Genomic DNA, 17,199 nt, shown 5'->3' with positions numbered 1-17,199 from the left:
AGATTTCAGGCAGAAAGGCCAAGAGCATGAAGGTCATCATATGCGGTGCCGGTCAAGTCGGCTGGCAGATTGCGCGTCACCTTTCGGGCGAACTGAACGATGTGACGGTGGTCGACAACAATCCCGATCTGGTACGTCGCGCGACCGAGACGCTGGACGTGCAGGGGATCGCCGGTTTCGCCAGTTATCCGGATGTGCTGGATCGGGCAGGGGCGCGGGATGCCGATATGATCATCGCCGCGACACATTCGGATGAGGTGAATATGGTCACCTGCCAGATGGCGCATTCGGTTTTTTCGATCCAGCGCAAGATCGCGCGTTTGCGGTCGAAATCCTATCTTGAAGCAATCCATTCCGATCTCTACCGCCGCGATCATCTGCCCATTGATGTAGTGATCAGCCCGGAACGCGAAGTTGCCGCCGCAGCGATGCGCCGTCTTTCGGCACCTTCTGCTTTCGATACCGAGATATTCATGGATGGAAAGGCGCAGCTGCTGGGCATTCGGGTCGAGGAGGACTGCCCAATCGTCAACACACCGCTGCGACAATTGACCGACCTGTTTTCCACGCTCAGCTCGATTGTGGTTGGTGTGCGCCGCGAAGGGACGCTGTTTGCACCGGAATCCGAGGATCAGCTGTTTGTAGGCGACGAATGCTACGTCTTCACCAGCGTCAAGGACGTTGAACGTACGATGGAGGTGTTCGGCAAGGCTCAGCGTAAGCAAGATCGTGTGGTGATCGTCGGTGGCGGTAATGTCGGATTGGAAGTGGCCCGCACACTGGAAGAGCGCGAAAGCCGGGTGCGTGCCAAGATTATCGAGCGTGACCGCAAATGCGCCGAAATCGCTGCCGAGGCATTGGAGCGGACGATTGTTCTGAACGGCGACGGTCTAGATTCATCTTTGCTGAGCGAAGCAGGGATTGAGCGCGCCGACGCGATGTTGGCGGTCACGGATGACGATCGCACCAACATGCTGGCCGCGGTACGCGCCAAGGGAGAGGGTTGTCCACTGGCCATCGCGCTGATCAACGACCCCAGCATGGTCGCTTTGATGGGACCGCTGGGGATTGACGCATATATCAACCCGCGCGCCACCACTGTCAGTTCGATCCTGCGTCACATTCGGCACGGGCGCGTGCGTCAGGTGTATTCCATTGGAGATGCCGAGGCCGAGGTAATCGAGGCCGAAGTGCTATCAACTTCGCCCATGGCTGGACAAAAACTGCGCGACATCGATTTCCCAGAAGGCGTTCTGGTCGGCGCAGTACGCAAAGGTGACGAGGTTCTGCGCCCGACCGGCAGCCTGCGCATCGACGAGAAAGACGTGGTGGCGATCTTTGCAATGGCCAAAGATGTGCCCGAGGTTGAGCGTCTGATGCAGGTTTCAATCGATTTCTTCTGATGTTGCAGGCACGCGGACAGCAACGGATCGGAGTATTGCGGCGATTGCCGCTGCTGCTGATGATCTGGGGTATCGTGTCGCTGGCAATGTGGATACCCGCAGTTTATGCGCTGGCGCTGGATGATCACGCCACCTCACGGTCATTCTTCTATTCCGGATTGCTGGGTGTTTTTGCGGTGTCGATCATAGCTCTGGCCATGTCGAACCGACGACCACGGCGGGGAACGCTTGGCCAATTGGCGGTTCTGCTGGCCGCCTTTACCGTACTGCCGATATTTCTTGCTATTCCGTTTCACGATGCGCTGGGGACAACCAGCTTCCTGAACGCTTATTTCGATATGGTCAGCGCGCTGACCACAACCGGCGCTGATCTGTTCCCCGATCCCGCACGCCTTTCGGCGCCATTGCACCTATGGCGCGCGTTGGTCGGTTGGATGGGCGGATTGCTGATGTGGATCTCGGCGGCCGCGATTCTGGCGCCCTTGTCGTTGGGCGGTTTCGAAGTCACAGCCCGGGGGCAACCGGGGCGTCCCGTCTCGGGCGTGGCACAGAGCGAGAAGTCCGATCCACGCGGCCATCTGATCCGCGTGTCGCGCACATTGGCACCCGTCTATGCGGGTTTGACAGCTGTGATCTGGATCCTGCTGTTGATCGCAGGTGAGCAAGGGCTTACTGCCGTGAGCCACGCGATGTCAGTGATTGCGACTTCCGGCATATCACCTGTCGGTGGATTGGAAGGATCGACCGCAGGAATCACTGGCGAGGCGATCCTGTTCCTGTTCCTGTTCTTTGCCCTGTCGCGGCTGACCTTTTCGACCGATACAGCGACCTCAGGGTATTCGCGGCTGGACAAAGACCCAGAATTTCGGATTGGCATCTTCATCGTGCTGGCGGTCGCTGTGCTGCTGTTCATCCGGTTTTTGGCTGGAACGGCCGAACTGAACATTGCCGTCGAAGTGCGGCAAGCACTTGGCGTTTTTTGGGGGTTCATGTTTACGGCGATGTCGTTTCTGACCACGGCCGGATTTGAAAGCGCCAACTGGAACGACGCGCAGCAATTGTCGGGCTTGAGCACACCGGGCCTGATTCTGATGGGGCTAGCCCTGGTCGGAGGAGGCGTGGCGACGACTGCGGGTGGGGTAAAGCTGTTGCGGGTTTTTGCGCTCTATCTGAATGGCAAGCGCGAGATTGACCGACTGATCTATCCTTCTTCGGTCAGTGGAGAGGGTGGCGGCAACCGCCGCATTCAAAGCGACGGTGCCTTCATCGCCTGGATCTTCCTGATGATGTTCGCCCTGACGTTGGCCTTGTTCGATTTGTTGCTGGCCGTCATGGGCGTAGGTTTTGAACAGGCCATGCTGCTCAGCGTTGCTGCACTCAGCACCACGGGGCCGTTGATTGAATTGGCAACGGATGTGCCCATACGTCTGATTGATCTTTCCAGCGGGGCCAAGTTGACGGTCTGCGCGGCGATGGTGATCGGGCGGTTGGAAACTCTGGCGATCGTGGCACTGATTACGCCAACGCTGTGGCGCGATTGACCCTGCGTCAGGCACCTGGTGTTACTGCCTGATTTTTCATCTGGAATATCTGTGCGCGGCACTCCATACTCTGCCGGAGGGAGCGCGTTGGTCCGCAGCGCGTAGCAAGAACAATGGCGAGATAACAAAATATGGCTTCGGACAGACAGAATCTGCAGGACGCGTTCCTGAACAATGTACGGAAAGCAAAGGTCCCGGTCACAATATTCCTGATCAACGGTGTGAAATTGCAGGGTGTAATCACCTGGTTCGATAACTTCTGCGTGCTGCTGCGCCGCGACGGACAGTCGCAGTTGGTGTACAAGCATGCGATTTCGACCATCATGCCGTCACAGCCGATCAACCTTTATGAGGGCGAAGACGCCTCTTGATGGAACATGAGAGGGCGCGCACCCGGGCTTGGGTGCTGCATCCCGAAATCAAATCAGATGAACAGCGCCGCGTCCCCGAACCGGCGCTGGAAGAGGCGGTGGCATTGGCTGCCGCTTTGCCCGATCTGGATGTGGTCGGGTCTGAAATCGTGCGCCTGCCGCGCGCGCAGGCTGGTTTTCTGTTCGGCAGCGGCAAGATCGAGGAACTGGCCGAACGCCTCCACGACAATGAGATCGAGCTGGTTCTGATCGACGGGCCAGTGACTCCGGTTCAGCAGCGCAATCTGGAAAAAGCGTGGAAGGTCAAAATCCTCGACCGGACCGGTTTGATTCTGGAAATATTCAGCGACCGTGCGCGTACCCGTGAAGGTGTGCTGCAAGTTGAGATGGCCGCGCTTAGCTATCAGCGTACGCGACTGGTTCGGGCCTGGACCCACCTGGAACGTCAACGCGGTGGCCTTGGGTTTGTGGGTGGTCCCGGTGAAACTCAGATCGAGGCCGACCGGCGTGCCATTGATGAACAACTGGTCCGCCTGCGCCGCCAATTGCAAAAAGTGGTGAAGACCCGCACCTTACACCGCGCAGCACGCGCGAAGGTTCCATACCCGATTGTTGCACTTGTTGGCTATACAAACGCCGGGAAATCCACGCTGTTCAACAGCCTAACCGGGGCCGAGGTGATGGCAAAAGACATGCTGTTCGCCACGTTGGACCCAACCATGCGACGGGTTGAGCTGCCGGATGGCCCCGAGGTGATCCTGTCCGATACCGTGGGTTTCATCTCGAACCTGCCCACGGAACTGGTTGCGGCCTTCCGCGCCACGCTGGAAGAGGTTCTGGGGGCTGATCTGGTCGTGCATGTCCGCGATATCAGCCACGAAGAAACCGAGGCACAGGCACGGGATGTTGAGGCGATCCTGAACTCTTTGGGTGTTGAGGACAGTCGCCCCCGGTTGGAGGTTTGGAACAAGATCGATCTGCTGAGCCCGGAAGACCGCGAAGCCGCGCTTGCCCGGGCCGAGCGTGATCCGGCGATCTTTGCCATATCGGCCGTAACGGGCGAAGGTGTTGATCCGCTGCTGTCTGAAATCGCCACGATCCTGCAGGGCGCGCGGCATGAGACTATCCTGAAACTGGGCTTTGCCGATGGTGACAAACGCGCGTGGCTCTATCGTCAGGATGTGGTCAGGTCTGAAGATCAGACCGAAGAGGGGTTCGAGATCACGGTGCTCTGGACTGACAAGCAGGCGTCCCGCTTCGCGGCGTTCTAGGCACCGTCTATCTGGCGCTGGTAATCCTCTGCATCGAACCACCCAAGCGACGATAGCACCTTGTTGTCCTTTGAAAGCTCCCACTCTTCCCAGCCGCGTGTAACGACACGGTTGCCGGTCTCGGCGTGATGGCCTTCAAGGGTCCAGACAAAAATGGCATGCCCTCCGGCCCAACGCATCATATCGCAACGCACCTCAAGATCGGGGAATTCTGCATAGAACCCGCGGGCCATTTCAGCGATTTCGGCATGGCCGCGCAGGGGCTCACCGCGATTAATGCTGATCTGACCTTCGGGGGCGAAAAAACTGGCGACCAAGTCGGGATCGCCCGAGCTCCAGGCGATGGCATAATCGCGTGCGAGATTGTTTAAGGTGTCTCGAAAGCTGCCCATGCATTTTCCCCCTTCGTGCAATGCGACGGCCAGACGAGTTTAGGCGATAACGAAGGGGTGCGCCACGCGAGGTTCAAAAAGGGGCGGGGATTTGCCGATCAGATCAGCGCGGGTTCAGGACGGTCACACCAACTGCCGCTGCACGGGCAAGCCCGATATCCAGCGACATGGGGATGTATTCTCCGCGCCGCCATAGTTGGGCCTGATCGTCATAATAGCGGGATAGGAAATGGCCTGACTGGCCAGTTGCGGTGATGAAAACCGAACTATCGGGGTCCGCAAAATCGTAGACGCCACGATAACCTGCGCCATGCACATTCTGGAACGGGTCTGGTCCTTCGCCTGACGTGCGCCCGCGCAGCAGGGTGTTATCGCCGCCGCTGGTGGATTGGCGGATGTTGACGAAAAACCGCAGCACCGGAACCTGGCCCAGCGCAGGGTGGTCCTGGGTGGCCTGATGCGCATCGCCCCAGCGTAAAGATTCGAGTGCGGGGCCATAGCGCTCGGAAATCCAAATGATCGCGTCATCCAGGGCCAGTCGTGCCATGTCGGTGCAGTTTTCAACGGGCGCGCTCTGAAGAACGTCGCACCAGACCGAGGCACCGTCGATATCGCGATACACCCGCTCGATAAACAGCGGCTCGACATGCTTGTATTCGGCAGCCAGCGGGCCAAGTTCGTCCGAGATCAGGCGGATTTGCAGCGCGCGCAACCATGCGGCGTAGATCAGGGGTTCCGGCAGATGCTCGTTCATCTCACCGTTCCAGTTGGCCAACAGATCCAGCGCGATCTGACGCTGCCGTTCGGGCGTACCTTCGGGTGCGGATTCACCGGTAAACCAGAGATCGGCGCCGATCAGGGGCAGCAGTGATCGCGCTGTAAAGCTAACCGTGTCCAACTGCGCTTCGATAAAACTGTCACGCGTATGTACCTCGCGCGATTGCATCAGGCGTTCCCAGCGATTGACCCGCTGGGTGTCGCCCCACTCGTACGACACATGGCGCGGGAAGGGCCGGTCGATAATCTTGTTGTTGGTGTTACCCAGAACTCCGCCGACCGGGGCCACGAATTCAGGATTGTCTGAATAGGGCAGGCGGCCCTGCCAACGGTTCCGTTCCAGCCAGCCGGGGGTGGGAATGCGGCCTCGGCTTTGATTGTTCAGATCGCGCCGGGGCATTGCGCCGACCAGTTTCATGCCGATCGTGTCTTTATCGACAAGCGACAAGTTTTGCGAAGGGGCAATATAGTCCTCGGCCGCGTCGATGGCGTCTCGAACTGAATCGGCATTCATCAGCGCCAAAGAGGCGCTCATGGATGTATCGCGGGGGCTTAGCGCGCTCCACGACAGAGACGCGACATGGCCCGGTGGTGTGATGGTTTCCAGATCATAATGCGTGCCCGGCAGAACCGGGCCATTCTCGGTCCAGCGCAGGGTCAGGGTAATTGGGGCGGCATCTTTGATCTCGATAATCGAAGGGCGGGTCTGAAAGCGTTTGTAGCCGTCTGGGGTAAGGTATTCTTCGGGATTGTCGGGGTTCAGTTGTTCGATGTGAACGTCCTGATCGTCCAGATAGGAGGAGGTAAGGCCCCAGCCCAGGCGCTCACTCCGTCCGGCTGAGATTGCCGGTACGCCTGGAATCGTTGCACCGATAACGCCGCCTTTGGCCAGTTCCAGCCGCGCCAGATACCAGATACCCGGGGCGGTGAGGCCCAGATGCGGATCGTTTGCCAGCAACGTGCCACCGCTGGCCGAGCGGGACGGCGCGGCGGTCCACGCGTTTGACGCACCTGCCAGCCCGCGCTGCGGGAAAGGCGACAGCGGCGTGTCGGGCATCGGGGTGCCTTGGGCATAGCGCGGAAGGTCTGGAAACAGATCAGCATACTCGGGCAGCGCGGCAATACCGGGACCGGGGACGTCGGGCAGAATGTCGGCCAGCCGTGCGGGATTATCCAGCATCAGCGATGTGCGTGCGCGCAACACTTCATCAGCAAGATGGCCGGAAAGCTGCAGGCTCATCAGCTTGATAATCGCTACGCTGTCGCCCGGCTGCCATGGGGGAACGGGGGCGTTGAACAGGAACATCTCGGGGGCGCCACGTCCAAGCGCCTGTTCGTTGATCTCGGTAAGCCGAGCATTGATCCCTGCGGAATAAGCGCGAAGCGCGGCCTTGGTATAGTCGTCCTGAAACTCGACTGAGCGATGAGCGAGCCCGTAAAGATCGAAACGACGCAGTAATTTGTCGATGGCTACCGTGCGCTGGCCGAACACTTCGGACAAGCGGCCCTGTGCGGTCCGACGCAGAATGGTCATCTGCCACAGCCTGTCTTGTGCATGGGCATAGCCCAGACCAAAGAACACGTCCGGGTCGGACTGGCCCAGTATATGCGGCACATTTGCAGTGTCGCGAACGATCTCGACAGGGGCAGTTATACCTTCAACTTCAAGGGTTTGATTGTATTCAGGCAGGGATTGGCTGGCCAGAAAGTAGACCAACCCCACAGCAGCGATTGCCAGCAGGATCAGGCCTGTCGTAAGTCTCACCAGCCAGCGAAAAACCAGGCCCATTTGTCCCCCGAGAATTCTATGCGGTCATTTGCGCCAAGGTTACTGGAACCTCCGCCCGACCGAAAGAGGAATGCCACTGGAATTTGTGGAAAACCGCGAAAACTCGGAGCCCCGCCACAAGATGTAGCGGGGCTCGTCAGAGGGGGGAGGGTGGTATCTTGGGTCTTAGGGGATGATGCGCGTATATTTGGTGCCTTCGACCGTCGCGCCGAACTTCAGACCCGCCTGTCCAAAGACTGCGGCCAGCACGGGTTTGCGCAACTGAGTGGTGTCGGTCGACAAGGATTCTCCGGTCGCGTCGACGACGTATCCGATATCTGCACCGGCCGTCCAACCGCTGGAGCGGCGGAAATCGTTCAAGGCCTCTTCGGTCATAAAGAACAGAACATGCGCATATTGCTGTGCGCCGATCTGCAGACCCGCAGTACCGGAGATGGCGGAATAATAGTCGACCGTCGCGCCCTGAATACGCAGTGCACCCTGACCATAGGCGCCACCAAAGATAAATCCGGCATCTGTAATCAGTGGCATGACCAACATTCCGTTGGCCTTGTTGGCAATCTCAACGGTGTTGGGATACTTGCTGTACATCTCGTTCAGCGTCGCGTCGACGCGCGCGTCGAGTGTGACTGCGTTGGAGTTGCCAACGCCGTTGCCGCAGGAGGCGGTCAGCGTCAGTCCGGCCATGCCAAAAGCAAAACCGCGACGGCTAAGTCGGGGGGAGTTTGAACTGCTCATGTTTCTCTGTCTCTGTGTATGTGCCTGATATGTCGGGTGTTCCCGATCTTGTCTGCAAGAATACGCCGATTGCACCGGCCTGTCACGGGAAAGCTGTGCTGCGCACGCAGCAAATCGGCGAAAAATTGCGACAATCTGAAGTGTTAGCCCTGCAGGATGCGCGCGGCTTCGGGTGCAAAATAGGTCAGAATGCCGTCACACCCTGCGCGCTTGAAGGCCAGTAGGCTTTCCAGCATCACCTTTTCGCCGTCGATCCAACCGTTTTGTGCAGCGGCTTGGATCATCGCGTATTCGCCAGACACCTGATAGGCATAGGTCGGTGCACCGAAGCTGTCTTTGACCCGTCGGCAGATGTCCAAGTATGGCATCCCCGGTTTGATCATGACCATATCTGCACCCTCGGTCAGATCGCGCTCGATCAGACGCAGGGCCTCGTCCGAGTTGGCAGGATCCATCTGATAGGTCTTCTTGTCACCGGTCAGCGCGCCTGATGCCCCAACGGCGTCGCGGAAAGGGCCGTAGAAAGCGCTGGCATATTTGGCGGCATAACTCAGGATCATGACATTGTGGTGACCCGCCGACTCAAGTGCGCTGCGCATGGCGCCGATACGGCCATCCATCATGTCGGACGGGCCGATGATGTCAGCTCCGGCTTCGGCCTGCGCCAGCGTCATTTTCACCAGCGCCTCAACAGTCTGGTCATTCACAATCTCGCCATCGACCACATAGCCGTCATGGCCGTTGATGTTGTAGGGGTCCAGGGCCACATCCGTCATCACCGCGATTTCGGGCGCAGCAGTCTTAATTGCACGAATGGCGCGGTTGGACAGGTTGTCGGGGTTCCAGGCCTCGGCACAATCTTCGGTTTTCAGGCTCGGATCGGTGTATGGGAAAATACATATTGCAGGAATACCAAGGGCTTGCGCTTCCACCGCGGCTTTGGTGATCAGGTCGACCGAGCGTCGCACGACCCCGGGCATCGACGGGACGGGTTCTTCGATATTTTCACCATCGCGCACAAAAACAGGCCAGATAAAGTCATTCACGGTCAAGGTGTTCTCGCGCACCAGACCCCGGATCGCCTCGGATTGGCGGGCCCGGCGGAAACGGGTCCGGGGATATAGGGCGATGGTCGGTTTCATGGCGCACTCTCCTTGAACAATTGCGCATTGGGTGGCATGAATTCCCGGTGGTCTCAAGGGTAACAATGGACGCATCGCTGCGATGACGGTCCCTGCGGACGTTGAACAAAGGGCAGACGCTTGGACATATACTCTTCGATTTTCGAACTCATCGACATGCGGAGCTTTTCGAATCTGTGGTACTGGATCGGTCTGGCCGTTCTTTGGTCATCTGCCAGCCACTGGACGATGGGGGTGCCCTATGATCTTGTGATGCGCGCCCGTCGTGTAGGTGGTCAATCAGAACAAGACCTTCTGGATGTCGCGCGGATCAACTCGAACAGAGTGTTGTATATCGTCGAAACCTCGGGTCTGGTATTGATGGCAATTTGCTGTTTTGTTTTGACAGGCCTTGCAACGTTGGGATTCTTCTACGACGTGGAATTCGCACAGGCCGTATTTCTGCTTCTGCTCCCGATGTGTTTTGTCATGATGATCAGTATTGCGGCAGCGCGTCGATTGCAGACTCAAGAAGCGACCGTAGAAAACGTTTCCAAAACGCTGACGCGCAGTCGGACCTTTACTCAGATCATTGGTATGTTCTCGATCTTGATCACTGCGTTCTGGGGAATGTATCAGAACATTTCGATTGGTGTCCTGGGTTAGTAGTCCCTGAAAGGCAAGGTAATGACGGCTCCGAACCACGTAACAGTCGGCGGCGGCCCCGAGGGGTTTGATGCACAGCTTGTGCTGAATGAGATCGCGCGCTCGGGCGGTCCAGTCTGCCATATCGCCCGCGATGACAAACGGATGGAGGCGATGCGGGCAGCGTTGGCATTCTTTGCGCCGGACATGCCCGTATTTGTATTCCCCGGATGGGACTGCTTGCCCTATGATCGGGTGTCGCCCAATGCCGACATTTCTGCTGCCCGCGTGGCAACACTGGCTGCCTTGGTGCATCAGATGCCGCAGCGGTTCGTGCTGCTTACCACGCTCAATGCCGCGACCCAACGGGTACCCGCGCGTGCAGTGTTGCGAGAGGCCGCATTCACCGCTCGCGTAGATCAGCGCATCGACGAAGATGCCCTACGCAACTTTCTGGTGCGCATGGGCTTTACCCAAAGCCCCACGGTGATGGAGCCCGGAGACTACGCTATCCGAGGCGGTATCATCGACATCTTCCCACCCGGTGAGAGCGGTCCCGTGCGGCTGGACTTGTTCGGGGATGTTCTGGATGGTGCACGCCGGTTTGATCCTGTCTCGCAGCGAACGACTGAAAAACTTGAGGTGGTCGAGCTTGCCCCGGTGTCCGAGGTTATACTGGACGAAGCCGCCATCACCCGATTCCGTCAGAACTATCGCATCGAATTCGGCGCGGCGGGTACGGATGATCCCTTATACGAAGCTGTCAGCGCAGGTCGCAAGCATCAGGGGATCGAGCATTGGTTGCCGTTTTTCCATGAAAAACTGGAAACCCTGTTCGACTATCTTCCGGGGGCCTCAATCTCGCTTGACGATCAGGTCACGCCTGCTCGGCTGGCGCGCTGGGATACGATTGCGGATCAGTATGAGACGCGAAAGCTCGCTTTGGAAAACCGCTCGCGCATGGATACGGTTTATAAACCGACGCCTCCCGGTCTGCTCTATATGGACGATGCTGCATGGGAAGATGCAGTGGGCGATCGTCGCGTTTTGCAGTTCAGCCCGCTGCCGCAGGCGAGTGGTCCGGGCGTGATCGATGCAGGCGGACGGATCGGGCGCAACTTTGCACCCGAACGTCAGCAGGAAAGCATCAGCCTGTTTGGCGCTCTGGCGGCGCATATCACCAAAAAGATGGACAAGGGGCCGGTCCTCATTGCCTCTTACTCCGAAGGCGCTCGTGAACGACTGACCGGCTTAATCGAAGATGAAGGCCTGGCCGAGGCAATCCCGGTGACCGACGGGACCCGGGTTGGAAAGCGCGGCCTGCATCTTGCGGTTTGGGCATTGGAACACGGGTTTGAAGCGCCCAATCTGACCGTGATCTCGGAACAGGACGTTCTGGGCGACCGTCTGATCCGCCAACCCAAGAAACGCCGCAAGGCCGAGAACTTCCTGACTGAAACGCAGTCGCTGTCGCCCGGTGATCTGGTGGTGCATGTTGACCACGGGATCGGGCGGTATCAGGGGATGGAGGTCGTTACGGCTGCGGGGGCCGCCCATGAATGCCTGCTGCTGGAATATGCTGAACAGTCCAAACTCTACTTGCCGGTCGAAAACATCGAACTGCTTTCGAAATATGGCCATGACGAAGGGCTGCTTGATCGCTTGGGTGGTGGCGCTTGGCAGGCAAAGAAGGCCAAGCTGAAAGAGCGCATCCGCGAAATGGCGGACAAGCTGATCCGCATCGCCGCCGAACGAGCCCTGCGGAAAGCTCCTGTCATGGACCCACCGCCACATGCATGGGAAGAGTTCAGCGCGCGTTTCCCATATCAGGAGACCGACGATCAGTTGCGCGCGATTTCCGAGGTGATGGAAGACATGCATTCCGGCGCGCCGATGGATCGTCTGATCTGTGGCGATGTAGGCTTTGGCAAGACCGAGGTCGCCATGCGCGCAGCCTTTGTCGCCGCGATGTCGGGCGTACAGGTTGCCATTGTGGCACCGACCACGTTGCTCGCACGGCAACACGCGGCGTCCTTCAAGGAACGCTTCCGGGGTTTCCCGCTGGAGGTCCGGCAATTATCGCGCTTTGTCTCGGCCAAAGAGGCGCAGCAAACCCGAGACGGGCTGGCGCGGGGCACGGTGGATATCGTGATCGGCACCCATGCGTTGCTGGCGAAAGGGATACGGTTCAATAATCTAGGCCTGCTGATCATCGACGAGGAACAGCATTTCGGCGTGGGCCACAAGGAACGGCTGAAACAGCTGCGCTCGGACGTGCACGTCCTGACCCTGACAGCGACACCGATCCCACGAACTCTGCAGCTGTCCCTGACAGGCGTGCGTGATCTGTCGATCATAGGCACGCCCCCCATCGACCGGCTTGCGATCCGCACCTATGTTAGCGAATTCGACGCGGTAACGATCCGTGAGGCGCTGCTGCGCGAGCATTATCGTGGCGGGCAGAGCTTCTATGTGGTGCCGCGCATCTCTGACCTGCCTGAGATCGAGGAATTCCTGAAAGAGCAGTTGCCTGAACTATCCTACGTGGTCGCACACGGGCAGATGGCTGCGGGTGAGCTTGATGACCGGATGAACGCGTTCTACGACGGTAAATACGACGTTCTGCTGGCCACGACGATCGTAGAAAGCGGGTTGGATATCCCGACTGCCAACACGATGGTCGTGCATCGGGCGGATATGTTTGGCCTAGCGCAGCTCTATCAGATCCGGGGGCGGGTGGGGCGCTCAAAAACCCGCGCCTATGCCTATCTGACCACCAAACCGCGCCAGCGCCTGACGGCGACGGCTGAGAAACGGCTGCGGGTTCTGGGCTCGCTGGATACGCTCGGGGCCGGGTTCACACTGGCATCGCAAGACCTCGACATTCGTGGTGCGGGCAACCTGCTGGGTGAGGAACAGTCCGGCCAGATGCGTGATGTGGGCTACGAACTCTACCAATCGATGCTGGAAGAGGCGATTGCCAAGATCAAAGCCGGCGAGATGGAGGGGCTATCGGATGCCGATGACCAATGGGCGCCGCAGATCAATCTGGGTGTCCCGGTTCTGATCCCCGAGGATTATGTGCCCGATCTGGACGTGCGTCTGGGCCTCTACCGCCGCCTGTCGTCACTGTCGACGAAAGTGGAACTGGAAGGATTCGCTGCCGAGTTGATCGACCGCTTCGGCAGCCTGCCGAAAGAGGTGAATACCCTGATGCTGGTCGTGCGCATCAAGGCGATGTGCAAACGCGCCGGGATCGCCAAGCTGGACGGCGGGCCAAAGGGCGCAACGATACAGTTCCACAATGATAAGTTCGCCTCTCCCGAGGGGTTGGTCGAGTTCATTCAGAACCAACGCGGGCTGGCCAAGGTCAAGGACAACAAGATCGTTGTGCGGCGCGACTGGAAGAAGGACAGCGACAAGATCAAAGGTGCGTTTGCCATCGCCCGTGATCTGGCCGAAAAGGTCGTGGCTGTGAAGAAAAAGGCGAAAGCCTAGTCCCCTGTCACAAAAGTGCAGAGCTGCCAGTCACCCGCTTCGGATCTTACAAGCGCAGCGCGGTAACCGACCATTGATGCCAGAAAATCGCTGAGTAAGTAGCCCGATGTCCCATCGGTCAGTCTGATTTTCTGGTATTCCTCATCAGGTTGATAGTCAGGGACGATCACGATTTCATGACTGATCAGCGCAAGGATGGGCGCGCCACGAGACGGTGCCTGACGTAGTGTGATGCTTTCACCCGAAACATAGAAGGCGGTGAAAGGGTCTACTGTAGCGGGAAGAATGATCCGCCAATAGTGCGGCATCCAGAATTCACCCTGATCGTCAAAATATCCCGGTTGGGAAACCGTTTGCTGCAATTGCGACCAGTAAAAATCACGTAGCTCCGCAGCCTCGTCCTTAAATTCTTCACCAAGCGTTTCCGGAGGCACAGTCAAGTTGGTGCGAAACTCTTCCGGTCCACCTGCTGTGCCGTGACTGAGATAGATGTCGGGACAAGCGGCGGCGACAACTGCATCGGTATCGCGTGCCTCGATTTTCGCCAGCAAGTCAGCTCGGAATGCGACCAGTGATGGATTTTGACCTGCCTCGTCGATAGGTGGAAAGGTCTGGCGCTGTGCCAGCGCTGGACTGGCAAGCAGCAGGCCTGCCACCAAAAGGAATAGCTTCATTCCGCAGCCCTCATGGCGGCTTGGGCACAGAAGCACGACGCGCCGACGGTGCGGTCCGCGCGCGCCAAGGCAAGATCAAGGCGTTGCTTGATTTGGCGGATTTCTACTGTCTCGCCGCGTGCTTTCAGGCAATCATGCAAACCCTTCAAACTCCAGACATTGTCAGGGTGGATCGAGGCGCGGCTGAGCGTGCCACCCAAGCCTAGATCTTCACGATAGACTGCCTCAGCCTCGTTCACATGCCCTTGTTCGAACAACAACGCACCAAGCGCATGGCGTGTTGGTTGCATCCAACCCCATGGCTCGTCATAGGGCAGCGTGTCATCCAATTCGACCGAGCGGCGTAGATGTGCATAGGCAATCTCGTAGTTGCCTTTGCGATACTCGATTTCTCCGCGCAGCATTTCCGCTGCGATCTCCAGAAGGTCGATGACCCGATTGTTGTGCAGGCGGCGGGTCTCGGGCACGCAGGTTTTTGCGGCAAGGAACAACTGCTCTTCGGCCTCGGCCTGCGCCACCTCATCAGTGGCTGCATGGGCGATGGCGCGAGCATAATGTGTTGTTGCTGTCAAAGTGCGATAGAGGTCAGGGTCGTCTGGCAAATTCAGTGCCTTGGCCTCTTCCCAGCGGCCAAAGCGGATCAGGATATGCGGGCCCATGGACATGTAGCTTTCAAAATAATCCGCCATCGGCGGGCTTTCGATCCGAAGCATATCTTCGGGGGTGGTATCCCACAGGCCCTGATTGGCACGCAGGGCTGGTTCCATCTGACCGAGAAACAGAGCGCCATAGATGGTGAAGTGATAGTTGTGCTGACGATAGCCGGTATAAATGTTGAACGCGCCTTCACGCTCATAATATTTCAGATCGGCCTCGGTGGCCTTTTCGTTCCAGTAGGCAACGTTGTGATAGTGGCCGCACAGCACGTCGATATGGGTCGGCATATGCACCAGGTGACCGGCATCGGGTACGAGTGTACGCAGGATGTCTCCGGCCTGCAGCGCCTTTTCTGGCGTCGGCGACATCTCCATCAGGTGCACATATAGGTGAAGTAGACCGGGATGAGACATCGACGCCGGGTCATTGACCATAGCGCTCTCCAAAGCGTCTTGCGCTTCAAGGGTCGCGGCACCCTCGGCCGGTTGGCCCGTTTTCAGGTCCCACATCTGCCACGGGGTGAGGTTCATCAGCGCCTCAACATGGATCGTGCGCAGGTCCAGATCATCAGGCTGTTCGGCAAATGCGGCGCGCATGGCGTCCGCATAGTCATAGTCCCATTGGTGCATGTTTTCGGTGGGGTCGCGCTGAGGGTATCGGGCGGGTAGGGCGCGGATCAACGCTTGCTCAACCGCTGTGCACCCGTCGAGCAGCGACAGTGCCTTCAGTGTTGCATCATAGGCGATGGCCAGTGATTTGGCCCGGCCCTGATCGTCCCGCAATTCCCAAGGCAGGTTATAGTTTGGGCCTGCCGCATAGGCGACGCCCCAATGGGCCATGGCGCAATCCGGGTCAATCTTGGCAGCTTTCTGAAAGCACGTGACCGCTTCGTCGTGGTTATAGCCATACGTCCAGACCAATCCGCGATCGAACCAAAGCTGTGCTTCGGGTGATGCTGTGGTGACGGCACAGGAATACGTGCCCAGATCATAATAGTCGCTCATGGCGCCCCCCCCCCCACGATTTGCGGGAAGGTTAACGTGTTTCAGCGGCTCTGCACAGATCAGGCGGGCAGTCTGTTTTCAATCCGGCCCATATGTAGCATCAGGCCGAAGCCAAGGATGCACATCGTTAGCACGCCGGTCGTCAGCGGTGTGATCGACCCGTCAAATAACAGCCCAATAGGGGCCGCGATGGCAGCCGCCAGAATTGTGGCGATCGAGCCAATGACCGAGGCAGCCATTCCCGCGATGTGACCCATAGGTTCCATGGCAATGGCGTTGAGGTTGCCCATGGTTACACCGGCCATAAAGAAGATCGAGGTCTGCCACGCCACAAAAACAGCAAAGGATGCGCCCGGTGAAAGTGGTGTCATGTTCAGGATGATGACGGCGCTTGTGATCAGAATCTGCGCGCCCAAGGCCCAGGTCACCATACGGCGCATCCCGACGCGTACGACCACGGCGGCGTTCAAAAGGCTGGCCGAACCCGAGATCAGCGCCACGAAGGCGAACCAGAAGGGAAAGCTGTCTGCCCGATCATGGATGACGTCAAAAACCGGCTGAACCATCGTTAGCATGGTGAACAGCAACCCCATGCAAAGGGTCTGCACCAGGATCGAGAGGCGTACGGTGGGGTGTGCGAACATCTCATGCACTGCCGCAATCATCAGGGGCAGGCGGAAGGGGCGTCGGTTTTCGGGCGCCAGAGATTCAGGCAGGCGCGTGGCCATCCAGATCACGATGATCGTGGCGAATATGATGAAGGACACAAAGATGCCGCGCCAGCCGACCAGTGCAATAACGCCTGCGCCTAGCAGCGGTGCCACGGCGGGGACCAGAGTAAAGATCATCATCGCGATCGAGATGATGCGCGCCATCTCGCGCCCTGAAAACAAGTCGCGAATGATTGCCATGGCCACAACGCGCGGCCCGGCCGCCCCGAGGCCCTGCGCGATGCGCGCAGCCAGCACCAGTTCAAGCGATGAGCTGGACCACGCAACGGCGCAGGCCAGTATATAGAGAGCAGCACCGCCATAAATCACCGGCTTGCGCCCGACCGCATCGGAAATTGGCCCAGTAAAGAATGTGCCGATCCCCATGCCCAGCACAAAAGAGGTCAAGATCAACTGTGCTTTGTTCAGATCGTAGGGGCTGAGCTCTGCGCCGATCTCGGGCAGGGCTGGCAGCATTGAATCGATCGAAAAGGCTATCGTGGCGAACATCATCGCGATCAACGCAATGAATTCGCCCCGGGACATGCGGTCGGCCATGGGGAACTCCTTCCCGAATGCGCTATCACGGCGTTTCGGGTTGGACTAGA

Annotated in this window: 13 protein-coding genes; 6 read left to right on the top strand and 7 right to left on the bottom strand. The window is 58.5% G+C overall.

What is annotated here, in order from left to right; genetic code table 11:
* Positions 1-26 precede the first annotated feature (26 nt).
* The 4 genes from trkA (at position 27) to hflX (ending at position 4,586) form a co-directional block, all read left to right on the top strand.
* Positions 27-1,403: a Trk system potassium transporter TrkA gene (gene trkA / locus ACR0BT_RS03320; protein ID WP_170396865.1), complete on the top strand. Its 1,377-nt coding sequence runs from the start codon at positions 27-29 to the stop codon at positions 1,401-1,403.
* Complete coding sequence (locus tag ACR0BT_RS03315; protein ID WP_170396867.1) at positions 1,403-2,944, top strand: TrkH family potassium uptake protein; 1,542 nt, start codon at positions 1,403-1,405, stop codon at positions 2,942-2,944. The genes trkA and ACR0BT_RS03315 overlap by 1 nt, the downstream gene beginning before the upstream one ends.
* A gap of 131 nt (positions 2,945-3,075) precedes the next feature.
* The gene (gene hfq, locus ACR0BT_RS03310) at positions 3,076-3,315 is read left to right on the top strand and encodes an RNA chaperone Hfq (protein ID WP_005982826.1); all 240 of its coding nucleotides are present in this window, start codon (positions 3,076-3,078) and stop codon (positions 3,313-3,315) included.
* On the top strand, positions 3,315-4,586 hold the full coding sequence (gene hflX, locus ACR0BT_RS03305; RefSeq protein ID WP_170396869.1) for a GTPase HflX: 1,272 nt from the start codon (positions 3,315-3,317) through the stop codon (positions 4,584-4,586). The genes hfq and hflX overlap by 1 nt, the downstream gene beginning before the upstream one ends.
* On the opposite strand, the gene ACR0BT_RS03300 is transcribed toward hflX, so the two are convergent.
* From ACR0BT_RS03300 to hemB, 4 genes are all read right to left on the bottom strand, one after another.
* Entirely contained in the window at positions 4,583-4,978 is a 396-nt protein-coding gene (locus ACR0BT_RS03300) for an SgcJ/EcaC family oxidoreductase (RefSeq protein WP_480762525.1), read from the bottom strand. The genes hflX and ACR0BT_RS03300 overlap by 4 nt on opposite strands.
* A 103-nt stretch (positions 4,979-5,081) precedes the next feature.
* Positions 5,082-7,544 (bottom strand): penicillin acylase family protein, encoded by a 2,463-nt coding sequence (locus tag ACR0BT_RS03295; protein ID WP_480762524.1) that lies wholly within the window; start codon positions 7,542-7,544, stop codon positions 5,082-5,084.
* A gap of 165 nt (positions 7,545-7,709) precedes the next feature.
* The gene (locus ACR0BT_RS03290; protein WP_170509617.1) at positions 7,710-8,282 is read right to left on the bottom strand and encodes a YSC84-related protein; all 573 of its coding nucleotides are present in this window, start codon (positions 8,280-8,282) and stop codon (positions 7,710-7,712) included.
* Positions 8,283-8,425: 143 nt separating this feature from the next.
* Positions 8,426-9,424 (bottom strand): porphobilinogen synthase, encoded by a 999-nt coding sequence (hemB, locus tag ACR0BT_RS03285; protein WP_170626883.1) that lies wholly within the window; start codon positions 9,422-9,424, stop codon positions 8,426-8,428.
* Positions 9,425-9,544: 120 nt separating this feature from the next.
* Between hemB and ACR0BT_RS03280 the strand changes: the two genes are divergently transcribed.
* The gene (locus ACR0BT_RS03280) at positions 9,545-10,069 is read left to right on the top strand and encodes a component of SufBCD complex (protein ID WP_170396878.1); all 525 of its coding nucleotides are present in this window, start codon (positions 9,545-9,547) and stop codon (positions 10,067-10,069) included.
* A gap of 21 nt (positions 10,070-10,090) precedes the next feature.
* A complete protein-coding gene (gene mfd, locus ACR0BT_RS03275; RefSeq protein ID WP_480762523.1) occupies positions 10,091-13,546 on the top strand; it encodes a transcription-repair coupling factor in 3,456 nt (1,151 codons plus the stop codon).
* On the opposite strand, the gene ACR0BT_RS03270 is transcribed toward mfd, so the two are convergent.
* From ACR0BT_RS03270 to ACR0BT_RS03260, 3 genes are read right to left on the bottom strand one after another with little or no spacing between them, the layout of a single operon-like run.
* Positions 13,543-14,220: an SH3 domain-containing protein gene (locus ACR0BT_RS03270; RefSeq protein WP_170636176.1), complete on the bottom strand. Its 678-nt coding sequence runs from the start codon at positions 14,218-14,220 to the stop codon at positions 13,543-13,545. The genes mfd and ACR0BT_RS03270 overlap by 4 nt on opposite strands.
* Positions 14,217-15,881 (bottom strand): hypothetical protein, encoded by a 1,665-nt coding sequence (locus tag ACR0BT_RS03265; protein ID WP_480762522.1) that lies wholly within the window; start codon positions 15,879-15,881, stop codon positions 14,217-14,219. Before ACR0BT_RS03265 ends, ACR0BT_RS03270 begins: the two co-directional genes overlap by 4 nt.
* A 59-nt stretch (positions 15,882-15,940) precedes the next feature.
* On the bottom strand, positions 15,941-17,149 hold the full coding sequence (locus ACR0BT_RS03260) for a multidrug effflux MFS transporter (RefSeq protein ID WP_170406074.1): 1,209 nt from the start codon (positions 17,147-17,149) through the stop codon (positions 15,941-15,943).
* Positions 17,150-17,199 lie beyond the last annotated feature (50 nt).

The organism is Ruegeria sp. CJ6, from assembly GCF_056536665.1.
Note: the sequence above shows the minus strand (reverse complement) of the source record. Positions and strands in the feature narration are given on the sequence as shown.